The sequence below is a fragment of the Peribacillus sp. S4 genome, from assembly GCF_046715815.1.
In the GTDB taxonomy this organism is placed as follows: domain Bacteria; phylum Bacillota; class Bacilli; order Bacillales; family DSM-1321; genus Peribacillus; species Peribacillus frigoritolerans.
Genome location: NZ_CP175708.1, coordinates 648,839 through 671,381, shown reverse-complemented (window position 1 = coordinate 671,381; position 22,543 = coordinate 648,839). Strand labels below are relative to the sequence as shown.

Genomic DNA, 22,543 nt, shown 5'->3' with positions numbered 1-22,543 from the left:
AAAAATATAACTTAAATAATTTCAACACACAAGTTTTTTTCGGAACATTTAAAATGTTCAATTTTTAATAGTTACTTCGAATTATTTACATTTATAACCATTAGTGCTATTTATTAGATAGGATTTTTATCTGGTTAGTTAGAAAACATTACTAACCTACATTTTTTTTAGGTGTTTTATAAAAGTTGAAGGGGGTTAAAAGAAGAATGAAAAAAGCTTTGTTATCGTTGTTTTCCCTTTTGTTGGTTCTTGCATCATTGCCGCTTGGAGGCAGCGCTGCAAATCCTGATGATACCAACGTCGAATTATGGAATGCGGTCAAGCCGCTCGAAACGACTGTGACATTCTTGAACAGCGGTGCCCATCCCGATGATGAACGCAGTGACTTTCTCGCTTATCTATCGAGAGGGTTAGGGGTGAAAACATCCAGCCTGATTGCAAACCGTGGTGAGGGAGGACAAAATGAAATTGGGGATGAACTGGACAACGCTCTTGGAATCATCCGTTCGAGGGAAATGATAGAAGCTGCAAAAATCACCGGGGTTAAAGCCTATCATCTAAGCGAAACCACCTCTGATCCCATTTATGATTTCGGCTTCTCTAAAACACCAGAGGAAACATTACAAAAATGGGGCGAGGAACTCACATATGAACGGCTTATCCGCTTTATTCGGACGTATCAGCCAGATATATTGATGCCATCCTTTCAAAATGATGATACCCAGCATGGACATCATCGAACAATGACAATCCTAAGTGAACGTGCCTTTACGGATGCCGCCGACCCAACTGTGTTTCCACAACAATTGAAACAAGGTCTATCGGTATGGCAAGTGAAAAAGTTATATTTGCCCTTTTCCTCGGCAGATCAAGCAACCACTTCGATAGAAATAGGTAAATATGACCCAATATACAAAATGACTTACCCACAGCTTGGAGAACAATCCCGCTATCTGCACAAAAGCCAAGGCATGGGTTCTGATATCCCTGCAGCACCGCGCCAGATCCATTTGGATTTGAAGCAAAGCGCGGTTGATACAAAAAGCGAATCGGACCTTTTTGCAGGTGTACCTTACAATTTTACTGAATGGGCTGAAAAACTCCCTCGCTCAGCTTCAAAATTAAAAGGTGAATTTAGGTACCTGCAACGGAATCTGGACGCTGTTATTGAGTCTTATCCCCATGCTAAACGTGTTTTTTCAACATCCCAAAAAGCTCTTTCCAATGTTCGTTCAATGACTGCGCAAGTCAAAAAGTCAAAGCTAAGCCCTGCCATCCAAAACGACTTGCTTCATAAGCTCTCATTAAAAGAAGAGCAATTGCAAAACGTCAGTTATGTCTCCTCAGGGCTCGAGGTTCAAGCTGAAGCAGCTTCAAAGATTCTTACTAAAGGTCAAAATACGTACGTAACCATAACCTTGAAGAATAACGGGAAACAAACATTGAAAAAAGTCGCTGCTGCATTGAACGTGCCTAAAGGATGGAAGACAAAAATAAAATCAAAAGATGTCAATCTAGCACCTAATAAATCAGCGACAATGACCTACCTGGTTGAAGTCCCTGAAGATGCAGCTTATTACCACGCCTATGATGAATCAACCATTACGACCAGCATTTCTTATAAATACGGGAGCACAAAAACTTCCATTAAGGAAGAATTGGATGGAACGATCGCCGTCCTTCCCGACGTTGCCCTTACCTTATCTCCTGAAGATATCGTCGTAAATACAGCAGATGTAAAAGAGGAAATCCCAGTGGCGGTGACCTTGAAAAACTATACAGAAGGAAAAGCATCAGCAAAGGTCGCTTTAAAAGTCCCTGAAAATTGGGGAGTTCATCCCCAAAATGCCACTGTATCATTTAACGAAAAATCAGAAGAAAAACAAGTGAAGTTCACCCTCAGACCGCCGAAGGCCATCCAAAAAGGCGAATATCAGGTGAAGGCTGCTGCCACTGTCAATGGGAAAACCTTTGATTCGACCATTCAGGAGATTTCCTATGACCATATCGGAACATTCTATTACCAATACCCAGCAGCTATCAATACCGTTGCATTTGAGCTTTTGAAGCCAGCTTCATTAAAAGTGGGGTACATTGAAAGCGGATTCGATAAAGTGGCAGATTATTTAAGCAATGCAGGGCTGAACATTACGAAGTTAACTGCAGCTGATTTAGCTGAAGGTGATTTAAGTCAATATGACACGATCGTTACAGGCATCCGTGCCTATCTATCGAGGGAAGATTTAAAGGCATATAACGCGCGCTTACTTGAGTATGTGGAAAACGGCGGACATCTCGTCGTGCAATACCATAAACCGGGTGATGGATGGGATGCATTGAAGACGGCTCCATATCCTCTTACCCTCGGGAATCCTTCGATTCGCTGGCGGGTAACTGATGAAAGAGCCACAGTAAACGTGTCGAAACCAGAATCGGCGCTTTTTACCTATCCAAATAAAATAACAAGTGATGACTGGAGCAATTGGGTCCAAGAAAGAGGATTGTATTTCCCAATGGAATGGGATGAACGGTATGAAACATTCATTTCCATGGCTGATCCGAATGAAGAACCATTTGATGGCGGTATCCTTATGGCTAAATACGGTAATGGCACCTACCTCTATACCAACCTTGTCCTATACAGGCAAATTCAAGGCCAGGTTCCAGGCGGATATCGAATCATGACGAACTTGATTAGTTACGGTGCCAAATAAATAAAAAGAAACCTATGCATGTGTTAAATGCATAGGTTTCTTTTCTGTGACGTTTGCCCGATTGAAGCTGATATGAATAAAAACATCTCCTGACTGATAGGTTCCTGCTCTATAAACAAAAAAAGTTATGCACAAAGATGAGGGAAAGGCTCATGCGTTTGGGGTTTCCCCACATTTCCCGCATTGCTTTGTCCACACTTTATGCACAACTTCATTCATGATTTACGATCTTAAAAGCATCCCGTTAAAGCACTTTGCTCAAGAATGCTTTGGTTCTTTCGTGCTGAGGGTTACCGAATAATTCATTCGGCTCATTTTCTTCCACGATATACCCTCCATCCATGAATATCACCCGGTCCCCGACTTCCCGGGCAAAGCCCATTTCATGCGTAACGACGACCATTGTCATTCCTTCTTTAGCAAGTTGTTTCATTACCTCCAAAACATCACCGACCATTTCAGGGTCAAGGGCAGAAGTCGGTTCATCAAATAGCATGATCTTCGGATTCATCGCCAATGCCCTTGCGATGGCGACCCGCTGTTTTTGTCCGCCGGAAAGTTCCCCTGGATAGCTATTTGCTTTTTCCTTTAGACCAACCTTATCCAATAACTCAAGCGCTAATCTTCCTGCTTCCGCTTTATCGGTGGCACGAATTTTAATAGGGCCCAAGGTAATGTTCTCCAAAACGGTCTTATGTGGAAATAGATTGAAATGTTGAAAAACCATTCCAACTTCTTGCCGGACTTTGTTTATATTGATTTTCCTTTTAGGATCGGTAATATCATGTCCGTTAATGACCACCTCGCCGCCGGTAACTTCCTCAAGGAGGTTCAGGCAACGCAGGAATGTACTCTTTCCAGATCCAGAAGGGCCGATTACGCAAATTACTTCCTTTTCCTGCACTTCTGCATTTATATCTTTTAAAACCTCGACAGTTCCAAATGATTTTCTTAGGTTTTTTACTGTAATGATGCTCATCGAACTTGTACCCTCCTTTCTATGAAATTAGCAATTAGGGTTAACAAATAGATGATGATAAAGTAAATTACACCCACGGCCAGCCAAACCTTGAATGCTTCAAAGGTTGCCGAAGCTTGAATCTGACCTTGCTGGGTTAAATCGGCTATACCAATTACGGATAATAGAGAAGTGTCCTTCAAGCTGATGATCGATTGATTCGTAATGGTAGGGAGCATCCTTCTAAAGGCTTGCGGAAGCACGACATATCTCATTGTTTGAGCTCCAGTGAACCCGATGGATCTTGCCGCCTCCGTTTGCCCTTTATCGATTGATTGTATCCCCGCCCTTATTATTTCAGCAAAATATGCCCCTGCATTGATTGCAACGGTAATTATTCCAGCTGTTGTACTGTCCAAAGAAATCAAATTCAATGAATTCACACCAAAATAGATAAAAAATAACTGAACGATGAACGGTGTCCCTCGTATTGCATCCACATAAACCTTTGCAATCCAATTCAAGATTTTGATGGGGGCAAGTCGCAGCAATGCGACAAGTAAACCAATCAAAAAACCTAGGATAATGGCAATCACAAAGATATAAAGTGTCACCTGAAGTCCTTTTAATAAAAGTGGCAACGCCGCAACAATTATATCCATTTCTTTCACCCCTTTGAAAAAGAAAGCGCGCCATAAGCGCGCCTAATGAGCTTTAATCTATTGTTTATTAACCTTATTCACCAAGATACGTTTTTATAATTTCATCATATGTGCCGTCTTTTTTAAGATTGGCAAGACCATCATTTATTTTTTTCAATAAATCCCCGTTTTGCCCTTTCAATACAGCTATTCCATATTGGTCACCATTCAAACGGTCACCTACGATTTTCAACCCAAGATCTTTTTGGGCGATTGCATATGAGATGACAGGATAATCTTCTATAAGGGCATCCGCATTACCGTTGGCCACTTCCTGGAACATCGCTGGACTATCATTGAATTGAACAACTTTGATTCCTAGTTTCGTAGCATTATCCTGTGCATATTTAGCACCTGTTGTTCCTTTTTTCACTGCAATGGTTTTTCCTTTAAGATCCTTAACGGTTTTAGTGCTTGTATTATCTTTCTTAACAACTATTGTTAACCCTGCATCAAAATACGGTGTTGAGAAATCCACTACCTTTTTTCTTTCCTCTGTAATGCTCATTCCTGCAATGGCCACATCAAGCTGATTGGCTTGCATAGCCGGAATGATTCCACCGAAATCCATTGGAGACAATTTGATTTTGAAATCCTGGTCTTTCGCGATTGCATTGATCAATTCGATATCGATACCTTTATAGTCGTTCCCCTCTTTAAATTCAAAAGGAGGATAAGTCGTATCCACACCAACTTTATATACCTTTTCAGGTTTCTTTTCCTCACCTGCATTTTTTCCTTCATTGGTTCCACAAGCCGAGATAAAGATAGTTAAAATCAAAAACATACTCAATAAACCAAGTTTCTTCATTTAAATCACTCCAATTCTTAATTATACGTGATAATAAATAATTCTCCCTATAATATAGCATAAGAATAAAGTATTATAATATGAATTTTTAGAATAAATATTATTTTCTTTAAATAATTTTTATGGACGTTTTTCCTAATATTGTTACAGTGATGGAAAACACAAAAAGGCTATGGGATCCTTCTCGATAAAAATAGCCGATCATGTCATCAATACCTGTAAAACAAGACCATTGGAGGGTGGTATTCACCAGGGTTCCTTTGATCCATATTACTATATGATCAATTGGAATCCTTGAAACACCATTTATGGTAATGGGAAAAAAACATAAAACTTCCTATTAAACTGTATATAATAAACTTCAGTACATTCGCAGTAGATTGAATCTGCGGCTCCTCTTGTTTCGTATTTGTCGCAACATTTGGTGATTCCATAATCATTCCCCCTATAATTTAATTTCCTACTGGGTAAATTCTGGCGTCATGCCCACATCCAATCACGTAAAGTAATTTATATTCTAATTCATCTATTATTGTCCTTTTTATAATCTATATTAAAATTAGAGCGAAATTTAAGAGCAGAATCTATAGTTTTGGTACCAAAAACTAACTGAATGAGTGGTCTATTAAGCTTGGGCAGATAAAACCCAGTGTTCCTGCCCCTTTTGTTCATAAGAAACAGAGCTAAACGTCATACATCCAACCAAACTTTCTTTTATATACTTTTTTGCTCCCAACTTGGGAATAAATAGTTCTTACACTTACGTTTAATTATCTGTTAAATTGGGGAAATATAAATTCAATCGACGATGAACTTTATAACTAGGATGGGTATGATGAGAATTAAGGTAAAAAAAATAATATATTACCTGATTAAATTAAGAGGGAAAATCTTTATACCATTTGCCATTTTATACATATTAGTTGCAGCATATATTGCTTTTTCTATAGAGCCACAGACGTTCGAATCATATTTAACTTCAGTTTACTGGGTTCTTACAACGCTTGCTACGGTTGGTTTTGGTGACTATGCACCGGTCACCGATCTTGGAAAAGCATTTACCATCGGTCTATACATAACGGGTATTGGGCTTGTTAGTCTTTTTATTGGAAAAATCATTAAATCTGTATATCTTATCGAAAAACGTAAAGTTGGTGGAAAAATGAAATATACAGGTAAAAATCATATCATTCTGATTGGATGGAGTGAAAAGTCAAAATCAGCAATTCAAGAAATTTTTAAATCTGATGAAACCATTGATATTGTTATCATTGATAACCTGGAAAAATCACCCATGTTAGAGGAGCGTCTGTTTTATGTTCGCGGGGATGCCACCGATGAAGAAACATTACTCCGTGCAAATCTGCCTAAAGCAAAAGGCGTTATCATTTTTGCTGACCAAATAACACAAGATAATTATGCTACAAAGGATCCGTTACTTGTCGATGGAAAGACATTATTAGTTGCCACTGCCATAACGTCCATTGAAGAAAAAACCAATACGCCAATACACGTCACCGCTGAGGTAATCAATCAAAAGCATATTCGTTTATTTGAGCGTGTAAAGGTGGATGAGTTTATTCCTACACAAGAAATGATCTCCCACGCAGCAGTACGATCATTATTTTCTCATGGAGTCACTCACATGTATTCAGAACTCATGAGCTCAAAGTATGAAGAGGCGATGTATGAGATTTCTAAACAAGATGAATGGCGAACCTATCGTGATGCATTCATGGACCTTCTTAATAAAGGGGCCACACTGGTAGCAGATCGTGGTGATCTTAACATAAACCAAAAATTAGATGCACGAATTCCTGATGATGCACAGCTTTTCATTATTTGCGATAAAGAGACCATTTCCAAAATAAATTCAAAAATACATTAGAATCAGGAATCTTTAGGGATGCTATAATAGCATCCCTCAGTTTGTAGGCAAAAGGGTTTTTATTTAAGTTAAAACTAAGTTGATTGGAGCGGGTGTTCGGGCCTCCTGCTTAGAAAAGCGAGTGCATCTCGTTCCCAATCAACTTGCCTGCAAATATGCATCCTTAAATGAATAAGCTTTAAAACAAAGGCTGTTTTCGCATACTTTGTTGCTATTTACGAAGTAGTGCAGTGTGGTTGATTTCCCCTCCAGGTGCTCGCTTTCCGCGGGGCGGGCGGTGAGCCTCCTCGGCGTAAACGCCTGTGGGGTCTCACCTGTCCCGCTGCTCCCGCAGGAGTCTCGCACTTCCGCTCCAATCAACCTAAAATAGTTTCGTTTTAAAAACAACAATCTTTACGAAAAGAGCCAAAACAAAAAAAGAACCTTCAATCAAAGATCGATTAAAGGTTCTGTTGTTTTTAATTTCAATGATGCTTCGATATCCAAAAATTAACTATAAACTAGCTCTTTTTTTTTGCTCAGACCAAGCGTCTCTGATGTTGAAGTTTGAATTTCGTGCAATAGCTCTGTATTTTCCATTAGTGACTCTCCATAAGAAGGAATCATTTCTTTAATTTTCGGTTCCCACTCTTTCATGCGTTGCGGGAAGCATTTATTAATTACCTCAAGCATAACGTGAACAGCAGTAGAAGCCCCTGGAGAAGCACCTAGCAATGCTGCAATAGAGCCATCGGATGCACTTACAACTTCCGTACCAAATTGAAGTGTACCTTTGCCGCCTTCAGCAGTATCTTTGATAACTTGTACACGTTGGCCAGCTACTACTAAATCCCAATCCTCGCTCTTAGCGTTCGGGATGAACTCTCGTAACTCTTCCATGCGCTGTTCTTTCGATAACATAACTTGCTGGATCAAGTATTTTGTCAATGGCATCTCTTTTGCACCTGCCGCCAACATAGTTAAAACATTATTCGGTTTTACGGAAGTTATTAAATCGAACATTGAACCTGTTTTTAAGAACTTCGGTGAGAAGCCCGCAAATGGTCCAAATAGCAACGATTTTTTATTGTCGATAAAACGTGTATCAAGATGCGGAACAGACATTGGTGGTGCACCAACTTTAGCTTTTCCGTATACTTTCCCATGATGCTGTGCAACAACTTCCGGATTATTACATACCATGAAGTATCCACTTACCGGGAATCCTCCGATATGTTTCCCTTCAGGAATGCCGGATTTTTGCAGTAAATGCAAGCTTCCGCCCCCGCCTCCGATAAAGACGAATTTAGCATTATGACGTTCTACGCTACCGGTATCGACATTACGCACTTTTAATTCCCATGAGCCATCACTGGCACGTTTAACATTATCAACACTATGTTTATATTTGATATCGACGTTTTGAGCCTTTAAGTGGTCAAACAACATGCGTGTCAGAGCACCGAAGTTAACGTCTGTACCGTAATCAATTTTTGTTGCCGCTATAGATTCATTCGATGGACGGTCTTGCATAATAAGTGGAATCCATTCCATCAGTTTTGCTGGGTCATCGGAATACTCCATACCTTGGAACAGAGGATTTTTGGACAGCGCTTCAAAACGTTTCTTTAAGAACGCTACATTGTTATCCCCTTGCACCATACTCATATGAGGCAATGGCATGATAAAGTCTTGCGGATTATCAATCAGCTTACAGTTTACAAGATACGACCAAAACTGCAATGAAACTTGGAACTGTTCATTTATTTTAATTGCTTTGCTAATATCTATAGATCCGTCAGCTTTTTCGGATGTATAGTTAAGCTCGCACAGCGCAGAATGTCCCGTACCCGCATTATTCCATTCGTTAGAGCTTTCTTCTCCTGCGTTTGCAAGCTTCTCAAATACTTTGATTTCCCATTCCGGTGCTAACTCTTTCAGTAATGATCCCAAAGTCGCGCTCATGACTCCGCCGCCAATTAAGATAACGTCTGTTTGTTTCTGTATGTTGCTCATTATAACCTTCCTTATCCCCTATATTTGCAAAAAAGATGTAGGCGCTCCTGCTTAGGTGTCAAAAAAAGCCCGGCACGAACTAGGAACACACCTTTTCTGTCTCCTTATAACTATATCATAATCTATTATTATTATTTCATAGATTAAAATATTCTACTATTACTTTTTTTGTTAAAATGTTGATTTTGAAAAGAAATTAGCTTAAACTTATCCGCCCCGATAGTCGCATTAAAAGATTTCTTCAGCAACTCCCCATCATTGAAGGAAGAAACTGTTAGTGAAATAATATTGACAGATTCGAATAAGCCAGGAAAATACACATTTATTGACAAAAACAGAAGGAAAATTAGAACTTTCTGTAACCATTTCCCTAAAAAACTAGGGCCTTCCTGAAATTGCTAAACTCTTAACTTTTTAACTAGTATCATAAATTCCACCCAATTATTAGATATTATAACAATACCAATAATTACTGAAGATTAAACCAGTATAAGGTAATATCACCGGTAATATTCTTAATTTTAAGACTTATCTCATAGTCCCTCATTAATATTATTTCTTAACTTATTGCTATTACAAAAAAACATTATTTCTCTTATTTTCGCAAAAAGATATTTTCAACTTTATGTTCCGACCCTTTTTTCAAGATGAGTTTTGCCCGTCCTTTTGTCGGCAGTATATTTTCATGTAAATTTTTCAAATTAATTTCTTCCCAAATTTGAGTCGCTTTTTTTATGGCCTGTTCTTTAGAAAAGTCAATATAACGATGGAAATAGGATTCGGGACTTTGAAATGCAGTCTTTTGAAGTAAAAGGAACCTTTCGACATACCACCGCTCTATGTCGTTAACATCTGCATCTACATAGAGTGAGAAATCAAAAAAGTCACTGACGAATACTTGATTTTCCTTGTCAACTTGAAGAACATTAACACCTTCCACTATTAAAATATCCGGATTACAGATCGTCTGCACTTCATTTGGCAAAATGTCATACTTCAAATGTGAGTAGATTGGAACTTCCACTTTATTTTTTCCCGCTTTTACATCTCCGATAAGATTGATTAATTTTTGGGTATCATAACTTTCAGGAAACCCTTTTCTTTTCATCAATCCTTTTTCTTCTAAAAGATCATTTGGGTACAAAAAACCGTCGGTAGTGACAAGACCTACGTTTCTGTGATTATCCCATCTGGATAATAAAGTCTGAAGCAACCTTGCAGTCGTACTCTTTCCTACAGCAACACTCCCTGCAATCCCAATGATATAAGGTACTTTTTTAGCATCAGTTTTTAGAAATGAAGAAGTGGCTGTGTTAAGCTGCTGAGATGCCTCAACATGTAAATTGATCAAACGGGTCAAGGGCAAATAAACCTCTTCCACTTCCTGAATGGATATTTCTTCATTTATTCCTTTTAAGTTATCCAATTCTTCTTCTGTTAAAGGAAGAGGGGTATGGTTTCGCAAAGATGCCCACTTTTTTCGATTGAATTCAAAATAGGGAGTATAGGAACTCATGATTTTTCGTTACCTCACTTTTTAGAGTTACTATCAGTTTAACAAGGATGATGTCCATAAAAAAGAAGTTCCTGATCCCTTATTCACTAAATTGATTAAGCTTTGAATGATAACCCACCTGTCTCCAAAGCTTCCCTAAGTTTCGGTAAAGAAGCTGGTCCCATACCGTGGAATTTCAAAATCTCTTTTTCACTATATGCTGATAGCTGTTGTAAAGAGGTTACCCCATTGCTTTCCAATGCACGTCTGGCAGGTGCCGAGAGCACTGAAAGGAATCCTGTATCAGGTTTTCGTTCCTGCTCACATTCAGGGCAGGTCGGACAGTCGCTGGATTTATAGTATTTGTGTCCCTTTTCGCAAGTCCTCAAATTCTTCTTTGAAGTGGTCATTGTCAATTTCTCCTTTTCTTCTGAATTTTAAGTCCAAACATAAAAAGTTCACCCTTCACAATGAAGCAACCATTTTAATCCATTTTATCATTAATTTCATTGGAAAAGGGCTGCCGCAGCAACCCTTTGCAAAACGCAAAGTGAATGATGGATTAACCCACTTTGTCCTCCTTCTTAGCCTCTGTTTGAGCATTTGCTTGTACACGCTTGTCTATTCCAAAAGCGAAATAACTGATTGCTACGATAGCTAGAAAACCTATTCCAACCATAAGAGATATACGTGTGTCATCATTAAACCACATACCGATCAATACCATGATCAAAAAAGCGATGGTCAGGTAGTTTGTAACAGGTGCAAACGGCATCTTGAATGGATGATTGTGCATTTCAGCTTTTTTGACCTTCCTGAATTTAATTTGACTGATCAGAATGACAAACCATGGAATCATTCCAGGAAGTACACTCGCACTGTATACATGCACAAATAAATTTTCTGGTGCAATATAACTTAAAACAACCCCAATCGCTAAACCGACGATCACTCCGAACGTACCGAATAAAGGGACACCGCTATTAGATACTTTTGCAAAGAACTTTGGCGCTTGCCCATTCACCCCTAATGTGTAAAGCATGCGTCCTGCACTGTAAATACCACTATTGCAGCCAGACATTGCAGCCGTAATTACGACAAAATTAATGATTCCGGCTGCTGCCGTGATACCAACCTTCGCAAAGGTCGCAACAAATGGACTGCCAATCGAACTTAATTGATCCCAAGGGTAAACGGTTACAATAATGAAGATCGCACCGATATAGAAGATTAAAATACGCCAAATGGTACTTTGAATCGCTTTGGTTATCGTTTTTTGCGGATCTTTTGCTTCACCAGCCGTAATCCCGATTAATTCTACACCTTGATAAGCGGCAACCACAAGTGAGAGAGCAAAGAAGAAGCCCTTCCAGCCGCCTGTAAATAAACCGCCATGTTCCCAAAGATTCGATAACCCTAAGGCTTCCCCACCGTTACCGATCCCAAAGAAAATCAGTCCAAACCCTGCAACGATCATTAAAATAATCGTTACGATTTTAATCAGTGCAAACCAAAATTCAATTTCCCCAAAGGACTTAACGGAAATTAAGTTCGCTGCTCCAAGAATCACCATTGCAATTAAACCTGGAATCCAAGCAGGGAGATCAGGGTACCAATACTGCATGTACGTCCCCACTGCAATAATTTCTGCCATCCCGACGATAACCCACTGGAACCAGTTACTCCAAGCTGTCATATACCCTGCCAATGGATGAATGTACTTATAACCAAATGTTGCAAATGAACCTGTACTTGGCTCTAAGTACAACATTTCCCCCATTGCGCGCATGATCAAGAATATAAATAAACCAGAGATCGCATAAGCTAACATTACAGACGGACCTGTCCATTGAATCGTGCTGGCTGAACCCATGAATAAACCGACACCAATCGTTCCGCCCAAAGCGATCATCTGAATATGACGACCTTTCAAGTCCCTATTCAAATCTTTGTTTGCCATTCCATTTCCCCCTATACTACTAATAGTCGAAATTTTATGCAAGATGCTTATTACACTCCCTATTTAGTATAGAAATGATATAGCAGGCACCACTTTATTTAATCTTTCTTAAAGCCGCCTCATAAAATCACTCTTCACTTTTAAGCATTCCTGACAGTTGGAAAGATTACTATCCATTTTCATGTTAATTCTTTATTCTGTCCGAGGTGCCATAGAAAGCGCTTACTTTTTACCGGTTATAACAAGTTCACCCCTTAAACGTAAAAATTCCCCTGTATAAAATAACTCGAATAAAAGAGTTTTGCAACTCTTTTATTCGGCTGGCAGGTTTATTACGCTGTTACCAAAAGGGACTTTAATCTCAGCTTTAACAACATATCATTGGTCATTTTCTCCAAATCATATTCCGCCTTGAATCCCCACTCTTCCTTTGCACATGTTGAATCAATTGTATTTGGCCAACTGTCTGCAATGGATTGTCTTACAGGATCGACTTCATAATTCATGACAAATTCCGGTATATGCTTTTTAATTTCGGCAGCAATTTGCTCCGGATCAAAGCTCATGGCAGAAACATTGAAAGAATTCCGATGTTTCAATTTTGAAGCATCTGCCTCCATTAAAGCAATGATGGCAGCTAAAGCGTCCGGCATATACATCATGTCCATATACGTTCCCTTATCAATGTAAGAAGTATATCGCTTGTTTTTAATCGCTTCATAGTAAATTTCAACTGCATAGTCGGTAGTTCCGCCGCCAGGAGGTGTGACATACGAAATCAGTCCCGGGAATCGAAGCCCCCTCGTATCAACCCCAAATTTATGATGATAATAATCACATAATAACTCTCCGGATACTTTATTCACGCCGTACATCGTATTCGGCCGTTGAATGATGTCCTGCGGTGTCCAATCTTTAGGAGTGGTTGGACCAAACGCACCAATGGAACTAGGTGTGAATAATTGGCAATCGAGTTCTCGTGCCGTTTCCAAAGCATTGACCAATCCGCCCATGTTTAAATGCCAAGCTAAAAGCGGCTTCTTTTCAGCTGTTGCCGACAATAAAGCGGCCAAATGTATAATCGTATCCACTTCATGTTTTTTTGCCATGTTAAACATCGCTTTTTCATCCGTAACATCCAAAACTTCAAATGGACCTGATTGAGCAACATCGCTGTCCGTTTTTCGGATATCTGTCGCAATGATATTGTCAGCTCCATAAACCTCTCTCATTTTTAGCGTCAGTTCTGAACCAATTTGACCTAAAGCCCCCGTTACCAAGACCTTTTTCATCAATAATCCCTCCCCATGTTTTAAACTCCGAAACAAGCAATCTACTTATATGATCGACATCTCTTTTCCTACTTTTTCATAAATGGCCAATGCGCTATCCAACATCTCTTTTGTATGAGCCGCAGTAGGCATATTCCTCACTCTTCCTGTACCTTTTGGAACGGTAGGGAATACGATGGATTTAGCATACACACCTTCTTCATTCAGCCTCTTGCTGAATTGCTGCGTTTTTGCTTCATCACCTATAATGCAAGGCGTGATCGGTGTTTCGCTCTCCCCGATATCAAACCCTAATTCTTTTAGGCCTTTTTTCAAGTAATCGCTATTTTCCCAAAGCTTATTTTGAAGTTCTGAGCTATTCATCAAAATATTGATGGCTTCTATGCTAGCTGCAACTGCTCCCGGTGTGGCAGCCGTTGAAAATAAAAATGGACGGCTTCTCACCTTTAACCAATCAATCAAATCTTTCTTTCCTGCTACATAGCCCCCCACAACACCAATGGCTTTGGATAATGTTCCAATTTGGAAATCCACTTTATCCGATAACCCAAAATGCTTAACCGTTCCTGCACCATTACCTAATACACCCGAACCATGCGCATCATCAACATACGTAATTAAGTCGAACTCTTCGGCAATCTTCACAATTTCAGGAAGTTTGGCTATATCCCCATCCATCGAGAACACTCCGTCGGTAATGATCATGATCTTGTTATACAATCCGGACTCCTTTGCTTGACGTGCTTTTGTCCGTAAATCATCCATGTCGGAATGGATAAAGGGAATGATTTTTGCCTTGGAAAGTCGGCATCCATCAATGATTGAAGCATGATTCAGTTCATCTGAAAGAATGGCATCATTTTTATCCATCACTCCTGAAATCGCTGCCATATTACAGTTAAATCCAGATTGATAAGCAATGGCTGCTTCTGTATGCTTAAACTCGGCGAGCTTTTCTTCCAATTTGACATGAATATCTAACGTTCCGTTGATCGTACGAACGGCACCTGCACCGACGCCATATGTTTTCGTCGCTTCTATGCAAGCCTCTATTAATCGCCTATCTGTTGCTAAACCTAAATAATTATTGGATGATAAATTAATTAGCTCCCTGCCCGCAATCGTGATAACCGGACCATTAGCACCTTCCACTGGATCAATAACGTTGTAAAGTCCCTTTTCTTTTAAATCTTCCAAATTTTCTTTCAAAAATTCATTTAATATTTCACTTGACATTTAATATACCCCCTTATTGATGGTTGGAATAAATGCAGGATTTTTTTATGTTTTACACCTATTTTAAAAATATTGTATTTTTTCCCTTTTTCCCAAAAATACACGTGTCTTCTCCAAAAACACACACAGTATTAGCGCAAATCCCTTTATACTAAGTGTTATAACACTCATAATAATGGATAATTTTAATGTTGTCCATATTGTGTGGACAAAAAAAATTGAATTTTTGTAGTTCTTACAATCAACATCCGCCTAAAATGCGTTTATATCAATGAAAACACGAAGAGAATTTCATCAATTTTCCAAGGCAAACGATGTTATATCTACTGGTTTTTTGGAGACCTTAACCATTAACCTAATTAAGGAGGGGTATAGTGAAAACGGAAGATGAAAAAACCTCAGAAGGCCTAAATGAGATTTTTGAGATTATCAATGCAAAAGGTGACATTGGAGAATTAAAAGAAATCATCCAAAAACCTGATGAACAAACAAATGAAGACAAGTAAACCAAGGGGAGAAATCCACTTTCAGTTTGTTGACAAAAGGAAGTTCAGAATGGTTCATTCCTGATCATGAACTGTTTTTGGGGCTTATTTCCCTCTCCAGGCAATCGCTTTCCTCGGGGGGCTTTGCGCCTGAGGGGTCGCTTTTTTAAGCAGGAGTCCCGTTCACCCGCTCCAATCAACTGGATTGGTTTTTAAAGATAAAAACCGCAGGCAAACCCGAGTTCTTCCAATTCGTCCATAGTCAGCAAGGGGATTAATTATCCTCTTTTTTGTCTGTTTTACATTGTACTAATGGACGCTTAAGTCCATTACAACAATACAAAATGAGCTGATGATCAGCTCGGATATTGAATTGAATCTCACGTCCAAAAAACAAAAAAGTCATGCAAAAGAATGGGATAAAGGGGCTAAGAAAAAGGATTTTGCCTATTTCTCTTCCTTGTCCACAATCGATGCATAACTAACAAAATTACTCCTCTACTGCACTAATCCTATGACAATAATGCTCCCCATAAATCAGATTTCCATGTCCCACCGTTTCTTTTCGGCCTCCTTCATCTGTTTTTCCGTTTTCTCGGGATGAACAGTACGGAATTTATGGTGGTCAGCCGGGATGATTTCGATCATCTTTTCTATCATATCTTCCGGATCGAATTGGTTTTTTAATCCCTTTTCTTGCTTTTTCATATCCTCTGCTCTTGTAAAACTCTTTTCTCCATCGTACCATTTCCATTTTTCCTCAGCTGCCCTGTCGTTAAAACCGGTATTGTATGCTCCCGGATTGATGGTCGCAACCTGCACCCCAAACTCCTCCAGCTCATCCTTTAAGGTTAATGCCATTCCCTCGATGGCATGTTTGGTTGCTGCATATGGACCGCCGTATAGTGTCGTTATGATCCCAGCCATTGAACTTAAGAACACGATTTCCCCTTTTCCTTTTTTGACCAGCTTTCTTGCAGCAAACTGAACGGATTCTAGTGTAGCGAAAACATTCACTTCGAAGATCGCCCTGAATCGGTCCATCGGCATTTCTCCGAGCGGTCCTCTTCATTGATCGCCGCATTTGCAACAAATAAATCAAAATCATGATTATCAATTCTTGCTCGATCACGTTCATTTGTAATATCCAATTTGAAGACTTCTATATCCAAGCCCCGTTCCCGCACCTCCCTCATAAGATCCGTTTTCTGGGAAGTGATTTCCGTTGTGGCAATTACACGGTGCCCCTGCTTTGCTAACCCGAGTGCAGCTCCTCTTCCAAGCCCGCTGCCCGCTCCAGTAATGAAAATTGTTTTACCCATCTTTCATTCATCAAGCTTCTCTATGTCTCTTCTTCCCATAAACGAATGGTATAAACCATTTAAAATGGTGTGGGTGTTTATCCATTCTTTTCTTTTAAAAGGAAAAAAACTATATCAAGTTTATTCCTGCATCTATATTCAAGTTAAGTGCATAATTAACAAGAAGAGATATTCAGAGAAATAAAGGAGAAATGGCCATGCATGATAAAAATATCATGATTGCCGGCAGCGGCGTTTTAGGGAGTCAGATCGCATTTCAAACTGCATTCAAAGGGTTCAACGTGTCAGTATATGACATCAATGATGAAGCATTGGAACGTGCAAAAGATAGGATCATTAATTTGAAGCCATACTATAAAGAAGACATAGGAGCTACAGAGGAAGATCTTAATGCTGCTTATGCCCGCATTTCTTTCCACAGTGATTTATCTGCGGCAGTTGCCAAAGCTGACCTTGTGATTGAAGCGATTCCGGAAGTGGTTCAAATCAAAACGGATTTTTACACAGAGTTAGGAAAAGTCGCTCCTGAAAAAACAATTTTCGCTACAAACTCTTCTACATTATTACCAAGCCAATTTGCCGAAGCGACAGGCCGCCCAAAAAAATTCCTGGCTTTACACTTCGCTAATGAAATCTGGAAAAACAATACCGCAGAAATCATGAAACATCCTGGAACGGATAATGAAGTGTTCGAGGAAGTGATTGAATTTGCAAAAGCGATTGGAATGGTTCCTCTGCCTTTACATAAAGAGCAGTCAGGCTATATATTGAATTCCTTATTGGTTCCTCTTTTGGATGCTGCCCAAATGCTCTTATTAAAAGGAGTGGCTGATACGGAAACCATCGATAAAAACGTGGATGGTCGCAACAGGAGCACCTCTTGGACCTTTCGCCATTTTAGATGTGGTAGGAATCAATACCGCTTATAATATTTCACTTGCAAAAGCGAAAGCGACAGGTGATCCAGAAGTTGAAAAGCTGGCTAACTTATTGAAAACGGAGTATATCGATAAAGGGAAAATCGGAAGAGAAGCAGGAGAAGGCTTCTATAAATATCCTAACCCCAATTTCGCAAAACCAGACTTTTTAAGAGGCTAATGAACTCGTATTTACTATGCAGAGGGTGTCCTGGGGGTGCCTTCTGTTTTTAAATGAATTCTCACTTCCTAATGTCTTCGAATAGAAAAAGACCCTGAAATCGGAAAAGTACTTTTCACGAAATCAAGGCCTAAATATCATGATGTGCACGATAAAAACAGTACCGAACCCTTATCCCCTATATCTCAAAGTTAATCCTTTTAAGAAATTCCTGGCGTATCGATCTCCGCACTCTTTATAATTCCTATGACCCACTTTTCTTAATATAGCGCTTAATTCCCCTTTGGTTATCATGACTCCTGCTTCTTCCAAAATATCAATCATATCCTCACTGGTTAATGATAATGCTATTTTCAGTTTCTTCAGAAGGATATTATTTACACTTTCCTTATGCTTTACAGCCGGTGCCTGACTTTGAGGCTGACCAGGTTTTGGCTCTTGTCTCCCTCTTTTAAAAATGATCAAACCATTTAAAAAGGACTCTAGCATCATGTTATTGCAGTTTACCCCATCATCAGCTTCATCTAAATCATCATATTCTTCATATTCATCATAATAATCATCTTTTGGTTTCGTGAGCATCTGCATGACTTCTTCCATTGTCACTTCGATCTCCCCAAGTTTAAATATCTCAACCATATCTTTATTTTTAATATCCAACGCATATCTTAATCGAATTAATATATCATGATTATGCATCCAAAACCCTCCTATGTATTTCTCGATTTTCACAGTACTTTCATTATTTCACAAATGGTTGGAAATAAACGCAGATTAAAATCCGAGAACCTTTTACAGATTCCCGGATCACTCTGCTTATTCTTTAATCAGCTTCAATGACGTTACTACTTCCACATGGCTCGTTTGCGGGAACATGTCCACGGGCTGCATGGCCTCCACTCGATATGATGAACCCAGTTCTTGTAAGTCTTTCGCCAATGTGGACGGGTTGCATGATACGTACACTATGGTTTTCGGTTTAACTTTCAAGATTGTCTGCAGTAAAGATTGGTCACAGCCGGATCTTGGCGGGTCGACGACCAATACGTCCGGTTTCCAGCCTTCTTTGGTCCAGCGTGGAAGGATATTCTCGGCTTTGCCTGTTTCATAGTATACATTGTTGCGTTTATGTTTTTTGGCATTTTTCTTGGCGTCCTCAATGGATTCTTTGATGACGTCCATTCCTCTGACTTCCTTGGCGTTTTCAGATAGCCATAGCCCAATGGTTCCAACACCGCAATAAGCGTCAACCACTTTTTCCGTGCCGGTTAAGGCTGCTGCTTTTTTCACTTCATCATATAAGCGAACAGTTTGAACCGGGTTAAGCTGGAAGAATGTACGGGCTGATAGTTCGTATGATAGGTCACCCAATGTTTCGTTGATGACTTTTTCGCCTGCCAGGTGAATCGTTTTTTCGCCAAAGATCAGTGATGTGTCCCGGTTGTTGATGTTTTGTACGACCGATTTCACTTCTGGCAATTGGTCACGAATTTGTTTTAGCAATTGATCTTTTTGTGGAATTTCCTCCGCTCCCGTAACAAGGACAACCTGGACTTCACCTGTTTCAAATCCTACCCGTGTAATGACAGTACGGATGACACCTTTTCTTTTTCTTTCGTTATAAATTGAGATGTTCAGGTTCTTCAGTATCTTTTTCACTGTACGTGTTACCTTATTCGTTGCCTTATGCTGTACAAGGCAATTCGGGATATCGATCAGTGTATGGGAATTCATGCCATAAAGGCCTGCAATCAACTTGCCATCTTTTTGGCCGACTTGGTACTGACTTTTATTGCGATAATTCCAAGGATTTTCCATGCCGATTGTTTCTTTTATATTTAATGAAGAAACTGGGAATTTTGAATGACGTTCCATCGCTTGAATGACGATATCGCGTTTTTCAACAAGCTGCTGGTCATAGCTCAAATGCTGCAACTGACAACCGCCGCATTCAGCGTAAACTGGACATGGCGCAGCAATGCGATGCGGTGATTCTTTACGGATGGTTTTTATTTTCGCCTCGGTGAAGTTTGGCTGAACCTTTGTAACCAAAGCTACAATTTCCTCACCAGGTAATGCTCCTGGGACGAAGACGACTTTCTTTTTGAAATAACCGACTCCCTCTCCGTTAATTCCCAGCCGTTTAATCGTAAGGGGAAGGGTTTGATTCACTTCCAGTTTTGTATCTTGAATGTTTGTCATTTCTTTTCACTCCGTTTTTCAATGCTTCTCCACAAATAGAGGGAAGCGTAGCTTAGATATGGAGCCCATTTCACACTATAGGACTCCATTTCTTCTTGGGTTGGCTTTTGCGGTAAGCCATATAATATTTTCAAGGCATTTTGAATGCCAATGTCGGCTTTAGGAAATAGGTTCGGCCGGCCAAGTCCAAAAAGCAGGAAGTTTTCAGCCGTCCATCTACCGATACCGCGTATTTTTATTAGTGTATCCATAACCTCTTGATCGGATAGCTTTTCCATTATATCAAGGTTGAGATGGCCCTGAATGATCTGCTCGGAAAGTCCGATGACGTATTCCGCTTTCCGGCCACTGAATTGAATGGCTCTTAATTGCTCGATTTGTAGTTGGGCGGTTGTTTCCGGTGTCGGATAAAACCAGGCACCTTCCATCTGGAAGCCGAAGGTTTTAACGAATCGTTCCGTGAGCGTATGGGCAAAAGATAAGTTCAATTGCTGATGTATGATGCATTTCACGAGGCAACTGTAGTAATCGAAGTCCAAGACGATGGCAGTACCGCGGTGCTCTTCGAAGATTTCCCGCAAATCGGATTCCCGGAAGTGCCGGGAAACGCCTTCCAATGGCTCATGCCAATGAAAAACCTTTTTTAACCGTTCGATTGCTTTTGACTTGTACACCTCTGATTGACCTTTGATGATAAAAGATGGTTCATCGATATTTCCTATTGCCTGAACCTGCAAAACGATCGGTTCTTTTTCTATATATAGCGGAACTTTTACCGTCCTGTTAGTAAAATCAACTACCTGAAGTGGGTCTAACGATAATCGTTCGAGAACAAGATCGAAATTATAGGGTCCTTGAACCTGTAATTTTTCTGTCCACACAAGCGATCCATCCTTTAGCAGTTTTCCACGTATTATAGCATGTTTCCTGAAATATTACTTGAAATTGAGAAGAATGGATAAAAGCGGGACCTGAAATATTACGACAGGACCCGCTTCTCACTTTAATAAAGCATTCGGTTCGGCAACTGTTTCTCAATCATTAATTCATCAAGACTACCAAAGGTGTACCCCTGTTTTTCAAGATCCGTCAGAATTGAGTCCAATGCTTCCGCATTATCCTTCGATACGGTATGCAATAATAAAATCGCGCCGGGATGAATCTGCTTAAGCACTTCATCATGTGCAAAAGCAGCACCCTTTTGTTGATCTACAATCCAGTCCCTATATGCCAGTGACCAGAAGATGTGGTAATACCCTTCTTTTTTTGCGACCCTCATTGTTCTCTCATTAAATACGCCACGAGGCGGCCTTAAATAGTTCATTCCCTTTTGCCCCGTTAATTTTTCCGTTGCTTCTTTTACCCGCTCAAGTTCGGTGCGGATCACATCGTCCGTCACGCTGGTCATATCCGGATGGTTCCATGAATGGTTTCCTACGATATGCCCCTCATTGGCCATACGGACAACAAGCTCAGGTGCCGTTTTTAAGTAATGACCCGTGACAAAAAAAGCTCCAGGAGCACCATGTTTCTTCAGAACATCTAAAATCTGGGCCGTATAGCCATTTTCATAACCGTTATCAAAGGTTAAATAAACGACTTTTTTCTTTGTATCCCCCTTATAAATCGCTTCATATCCAGGCAGCATTTCATTGAATTTTTTTCCGGCATCGGCAGGTGTACCATTTTTCCCTTTATTGAATCCCCAATTATAGGATTCTGCAAAAGCTGGACTGGCCAAAGAGCATATCAAGCATATAAAAGCGGATAAAATCACCATTTTTTTCATTGGAACATCCCCCATGTCTTTTTTCTTATTGTTTGGAACATGGAGATTTATATGCATGATATTGTAAAGGTCGAATTCCTTCCGCAAAACAAAAAAAGGCCCTTCCTCCGAAAAGGATAGGCCTCCATGTTCTGTTTATCCTTTAAATAACGCTTGTGCCGCCTTCCAAATAATGGCGATAGCGAAAATGAGAACGATTACAATTCCGACTACGTCAAGGAATGTTTCAAGACCGGAGAAAATCGTGTTTGCCACAGGAAGTTGGATGAAAGCAAAACCAGTTATCATGGCGAAAAAGAATAAGATGTAGTTATTCTGCATGAAAATCCCTCCTTTCTCTTCTAATGTATGTGCGACCATTCCAAAAGATTGTACTTTTCTGAGGTAATTTTCGCCTTTTTTTTCATATACATGTACCAAGGGGGGAATGTAATGCTGGAATGGGTTATCACTCTTGGCTTTGTTGGTTGTCTTGGTTTAAGTGGTGGAGTGTTTGTTCATTTTGTGAAAAGCGGATTGAATTTGGAGGATTCATCAAGGATCGATCCACTGCCGGAAATCAAAGAGTAAGATATGCAAAAGACGCTCAACCTTTTG

At 39.8% G+C, this 22,543-nt stretch carries 19 protein-coding genes and 2 pseudogenes; 5 read left to right on the top strand and 16 right to left on the bottom strand.

The annotated features are described in order from the left end of the window. Positions 1–206 precede the first annotated feature (206 nt). Positions 207–2,714, top strand: a complete 2,508-nt coding sequence (locus ACJ9PY_RS03205; RefSeq protein WP_411739463.1) for an NEW3 domain-containing protein — start codon at positions 207–209, stop codon at positions 2,712–2,714. 244 nt (positions 2,715–2,958) lie between these two features. On the opposite strand, the gene ACJ9PY_RS03200 is transcribed toward ACJ9PY_RS03205, so the two are convergent. The 4 genes from ACJ9PY_RS03200 to ACJ9PY_RS03185 all read right to left on the bottom strand — a co-directional run bounded on the left by ACJ9PY_RS03200 (position 2,959) and on the right by ACJ9PY_RS03185 (position 5,618). After that, positions 2,959–3,693, bottom strand: coding sequence for an amino acid ABC transporter ATP-binding protein (locus tag ACJ9PY_RS03200; protein WP_048685183.1), 735 nt, complete (start codon positions 3,691–3,693; stop codon positions 2,959–2,961). Next, positions 3,690–4,334, bottom strand: a complete 645-nt coding sequence (locus tag ACJ9PY_RS03195; protein ID WP_034305627.1) for an amino acid ABC transporter permease — start codon at positions 4,332–4,334, stop codon at positions 3,690–3,692. Before ACJ9PY_RS03195 ends, ACJ9PY_RS03200 begins: the two co-directional genes overlap by 4 nt. A gap of 73 nt (positions 4,335–4,407) precedes the next feature. Further along, on the bottom strand, positions 4,408–5,184 hold the full coding sequence (locus tag ACJ9PY_RS03190) for a transporter substrate-binding domain-containing protein (protein ID WP_057278641.1): 777 nt from the start codon (positions 5,182–5,184) through the stop codon (positions 4,408–4,410). 281 nt (positions 5,185–5,465) lie between these two features. Then, complete coding sequence (locus ACJ9PY_RS03185) at positions 5,466–5,618, bottom strand: hypothetical protein (RefSeq protein ID WP_411739462.1); 153 nt, start codon at positions 5,616–5,618, stop codon at positions 5,466–5,468. A 398-nt stretch (positions 5,619–6,016) separates the two neighbouring features. Here ACJ9PY_RS03185 and ACJ9PY_RS03180 point away from each other — a divergent pair, with 398 nt between their 5' ends. Then, entirely contained in the window at positions 6,017–7,072 is a 1,056-nt protein-coding gene (locus tag ACJ9PY_RS03180) for a potassium channel family protein (protein ID WP_411739461.1), read from the top strand. 489 nt (positions 7,073–7,561) lie between these two features. Here ACJ9PY_RS03180 and ACJ9PY_RS03175 read toward each other — a convergent pair whose 3' ends face one another. From ACJ9PY_RS03175 to ACJ9PY_RS03150, 6 genes are all read right to left on the bottom strand, one after another. Beyond that, on the bottom strand, positions 7,562–9,067 hold the full coding sequence (locus ACJ9PY_RS03175; protein ID WP_034305633.1) for a malate:quinone oxidoreductase: 1,506 nt from the start codon (positions 9,065–9,067) through the stop codon (positions 7,562–7,564). Between the two features lie 595 nt (positions 9,068–9,662). Then, positions 9,663–10,583 carry a type I pantothenate kinase gene (coaA, locus tag ACJ9PY_RS03170; RefSeq protein WP_034305636.1) on the bottom strand — a complete coding sequence of 307 codons (921 nt, stop codon included), beginning with the start codon at positions 10,581–10,583 and terminating at the stop codon, positions 9,663–9,665. A gap of 95 nt (positions 10,584–10,678) precedes the next feature. Continuing rightward, positions 10,679–10,972, bottom strand: a complete 294-nt coding sequence (locus ACJ9PY_RS03165; protein WP_268937152.1) for an RNA polymerase alpha subunit C-terminal domain-containing protein — start codon at positions 10,970–10,972, stop codon at positions 10,679–10,681. Between the two features lie 152 nt (positions 10,973–11,124). Next, positions 11,125–12,522 carry an amino acid permease gene (locus ACJ9PY_RS03160; protein ID WP_057278635.1) on the bottom strand — a complete coding sequence of 466 codons (1,398 nt, stop codon included), beginning with the start codon at positions 12,520–12,522 and terminating at the stop codon, positions 11,125–11,127. 332 nt (positions 12,523–12,854) lie between these two features. Further along, positions 12,855–13,814, bottom strand: coding sequence for an L-threonine 3-dehydrogenase (locus tag ACJ9PY_RS03155; RefSeq protein WP_053533708.1), 960 nt, complete (start codon positions 13,812–13,814; stop codon positions 12,855–12,857). Between the two features lie 45 nt (positions 13,815–13,859). Next, on the bottom strand, positions 13,860–15,050 hold the full coding sequence (locus ACJ9PY_RS03150) for a glycine C-acetyltransferase (protein WP_053533707.1): 1,191 nt from the start codon (positions 15,048–15,050) through the stop codon (positions 13,860–13,862). 374 nt (positions 15,051–15,424) lie between these two features. On the opposite strand from ACJ9PY_RS03150, the gene ACJ9PY_RS03145 reads away from it, so the two are divergent. Continuing rightward, positions 15,425–15,556: a hypothetical protein gene (locus ACJ9PY_RS03145; protein ID WP_255256744.1), complete on the top strand. Its 132-nt coding sequence runs from the start codon at positions 15,425–15,427 to the stop codon at positions 15,554–15,556. A 516-nt stretch (positions 15,557–16,072) separates the two neighbouring features. Here ACJ9PY_RS03145 and ACJ9PY_RS03140 read toward each other — a convergent pair. After that, positions 16,073–16,857 (bottom strand): annotated as a pseudogene (locus ACJ9PY_RS03140) (SDR family oxidoreductase). Positions 16,858–17,054: 197 nt separating this feature from the next. On the opposite strand from ACJ9PY_RS03140, the pseudogene ACJ9PY_RS03135 reads away from it, so the two are divergent. Further along, a pseudogene (locus ACJ9PY_RS03135) lies at positions 17,055–17,955 on the top strand (3-hydroxyacyl-CoA dehydrogenase). A 171-nt stretch (positions 17,956–18,126) separates the two neighbouring features. Here the strand turns inward: ACJ9PY_RS03135 and ACJ9PY_RS03130 are convergent. The 5 genes from ACJ9PY_RS03130 to ACJ9PY_RS03110 all read right to left on the bottom strand — a co-directional run bounded on the left by ACJ9PY_RS03130 (position 18,127) and on the right by ACJ9PY_RS03110 (position 22,267). Beyond that, positions 18,127–18,654 carry a DUF1456 family protein gene (locus tag ACJ9PY_RS03130; RefSeq protein WP_034305651.1) on the bottom strand — a complete coding sequence of 176 codons (528 nt, stop codon included), beginning with the start codon at positions 18,652–18,654 and terminating at the stop codon, positions 18,127–18,129. Between the two features lie 117 nt (positions 18,655–18,771). Then, positions 18,772–20,157, bottom strand: coding sequence for a 23S rRNA (uracil(1939)-C(5))-methyltransferase RlmD (gene rlmD / locus ACJ9PY_RS03125; protein ID WP_411739460.1), 1,386 nt, complete (start codon positions 20,155–20,157; stop codon positions 18,772–18,774). Then, on the bottom strand, positions 20,154–21,038 hold the full coding sequence (locus ACJ9PY_RS03120) for a DNA-3-methyladenine glycosylase family protein (protein ID WP_106027551.1): 885 nt from the start codon (positions 21,036–21,038) through the stop codon (positions 20,154–20,156). Before ACJ9PY_RS03120 ends, rlmD begins: the two co-directional genes overlap by 4 nt. Before the next feature lie 122 nt (positions 21,039–21,160). Further along, on the bottom strand, positions 21,161–21,946 hold the full coding sequence (gene pdaA, locus ACJ9PY_RS03115; RefSeq protein WP_063577859.1) for a delta-lactam-biosynthetic de-N-acetylase: 786 nt from the start codon (positions 21,944–21,946) through the stop codon (positions 21,161–21,163). Positions 21,947–22,081: 135 nt separating this feature from the next. Further along, positions 22,082–22,267 carry a hypothetical protein gene (locus tag ACJ9PY_RS03110; RefSeq protein ID WP_034306471.1) on the bottom strand — a complete coding sequence of 62 codons (186 nt, stop codon included), beginning with the start codon at positions 22,265–22,267 and terminating at the stop codon, positions 22,082–22,084. A 111-nt stretch (positions 22,268–22,378) separates the two neighbouring features. Here ACJ9PY_RS03110 and ACJ9PY_RS03105 point away from each other — a divergent pair, with 111 nt between their 5' ends. Next, the gene (locus ACJ9PY_RS03105) at positions 22,379–22,516 is read left to right on the top strand and encodes a hypothetical protein (protein WP_164468808.1); all 138 of its coding nucleotides are present in this window, start codon (positions 22,379–22,381) and stop codon (positions 22,514–22,516) included. Positions 22,517–22,543 lie beyond the last annotated feature (27 nt).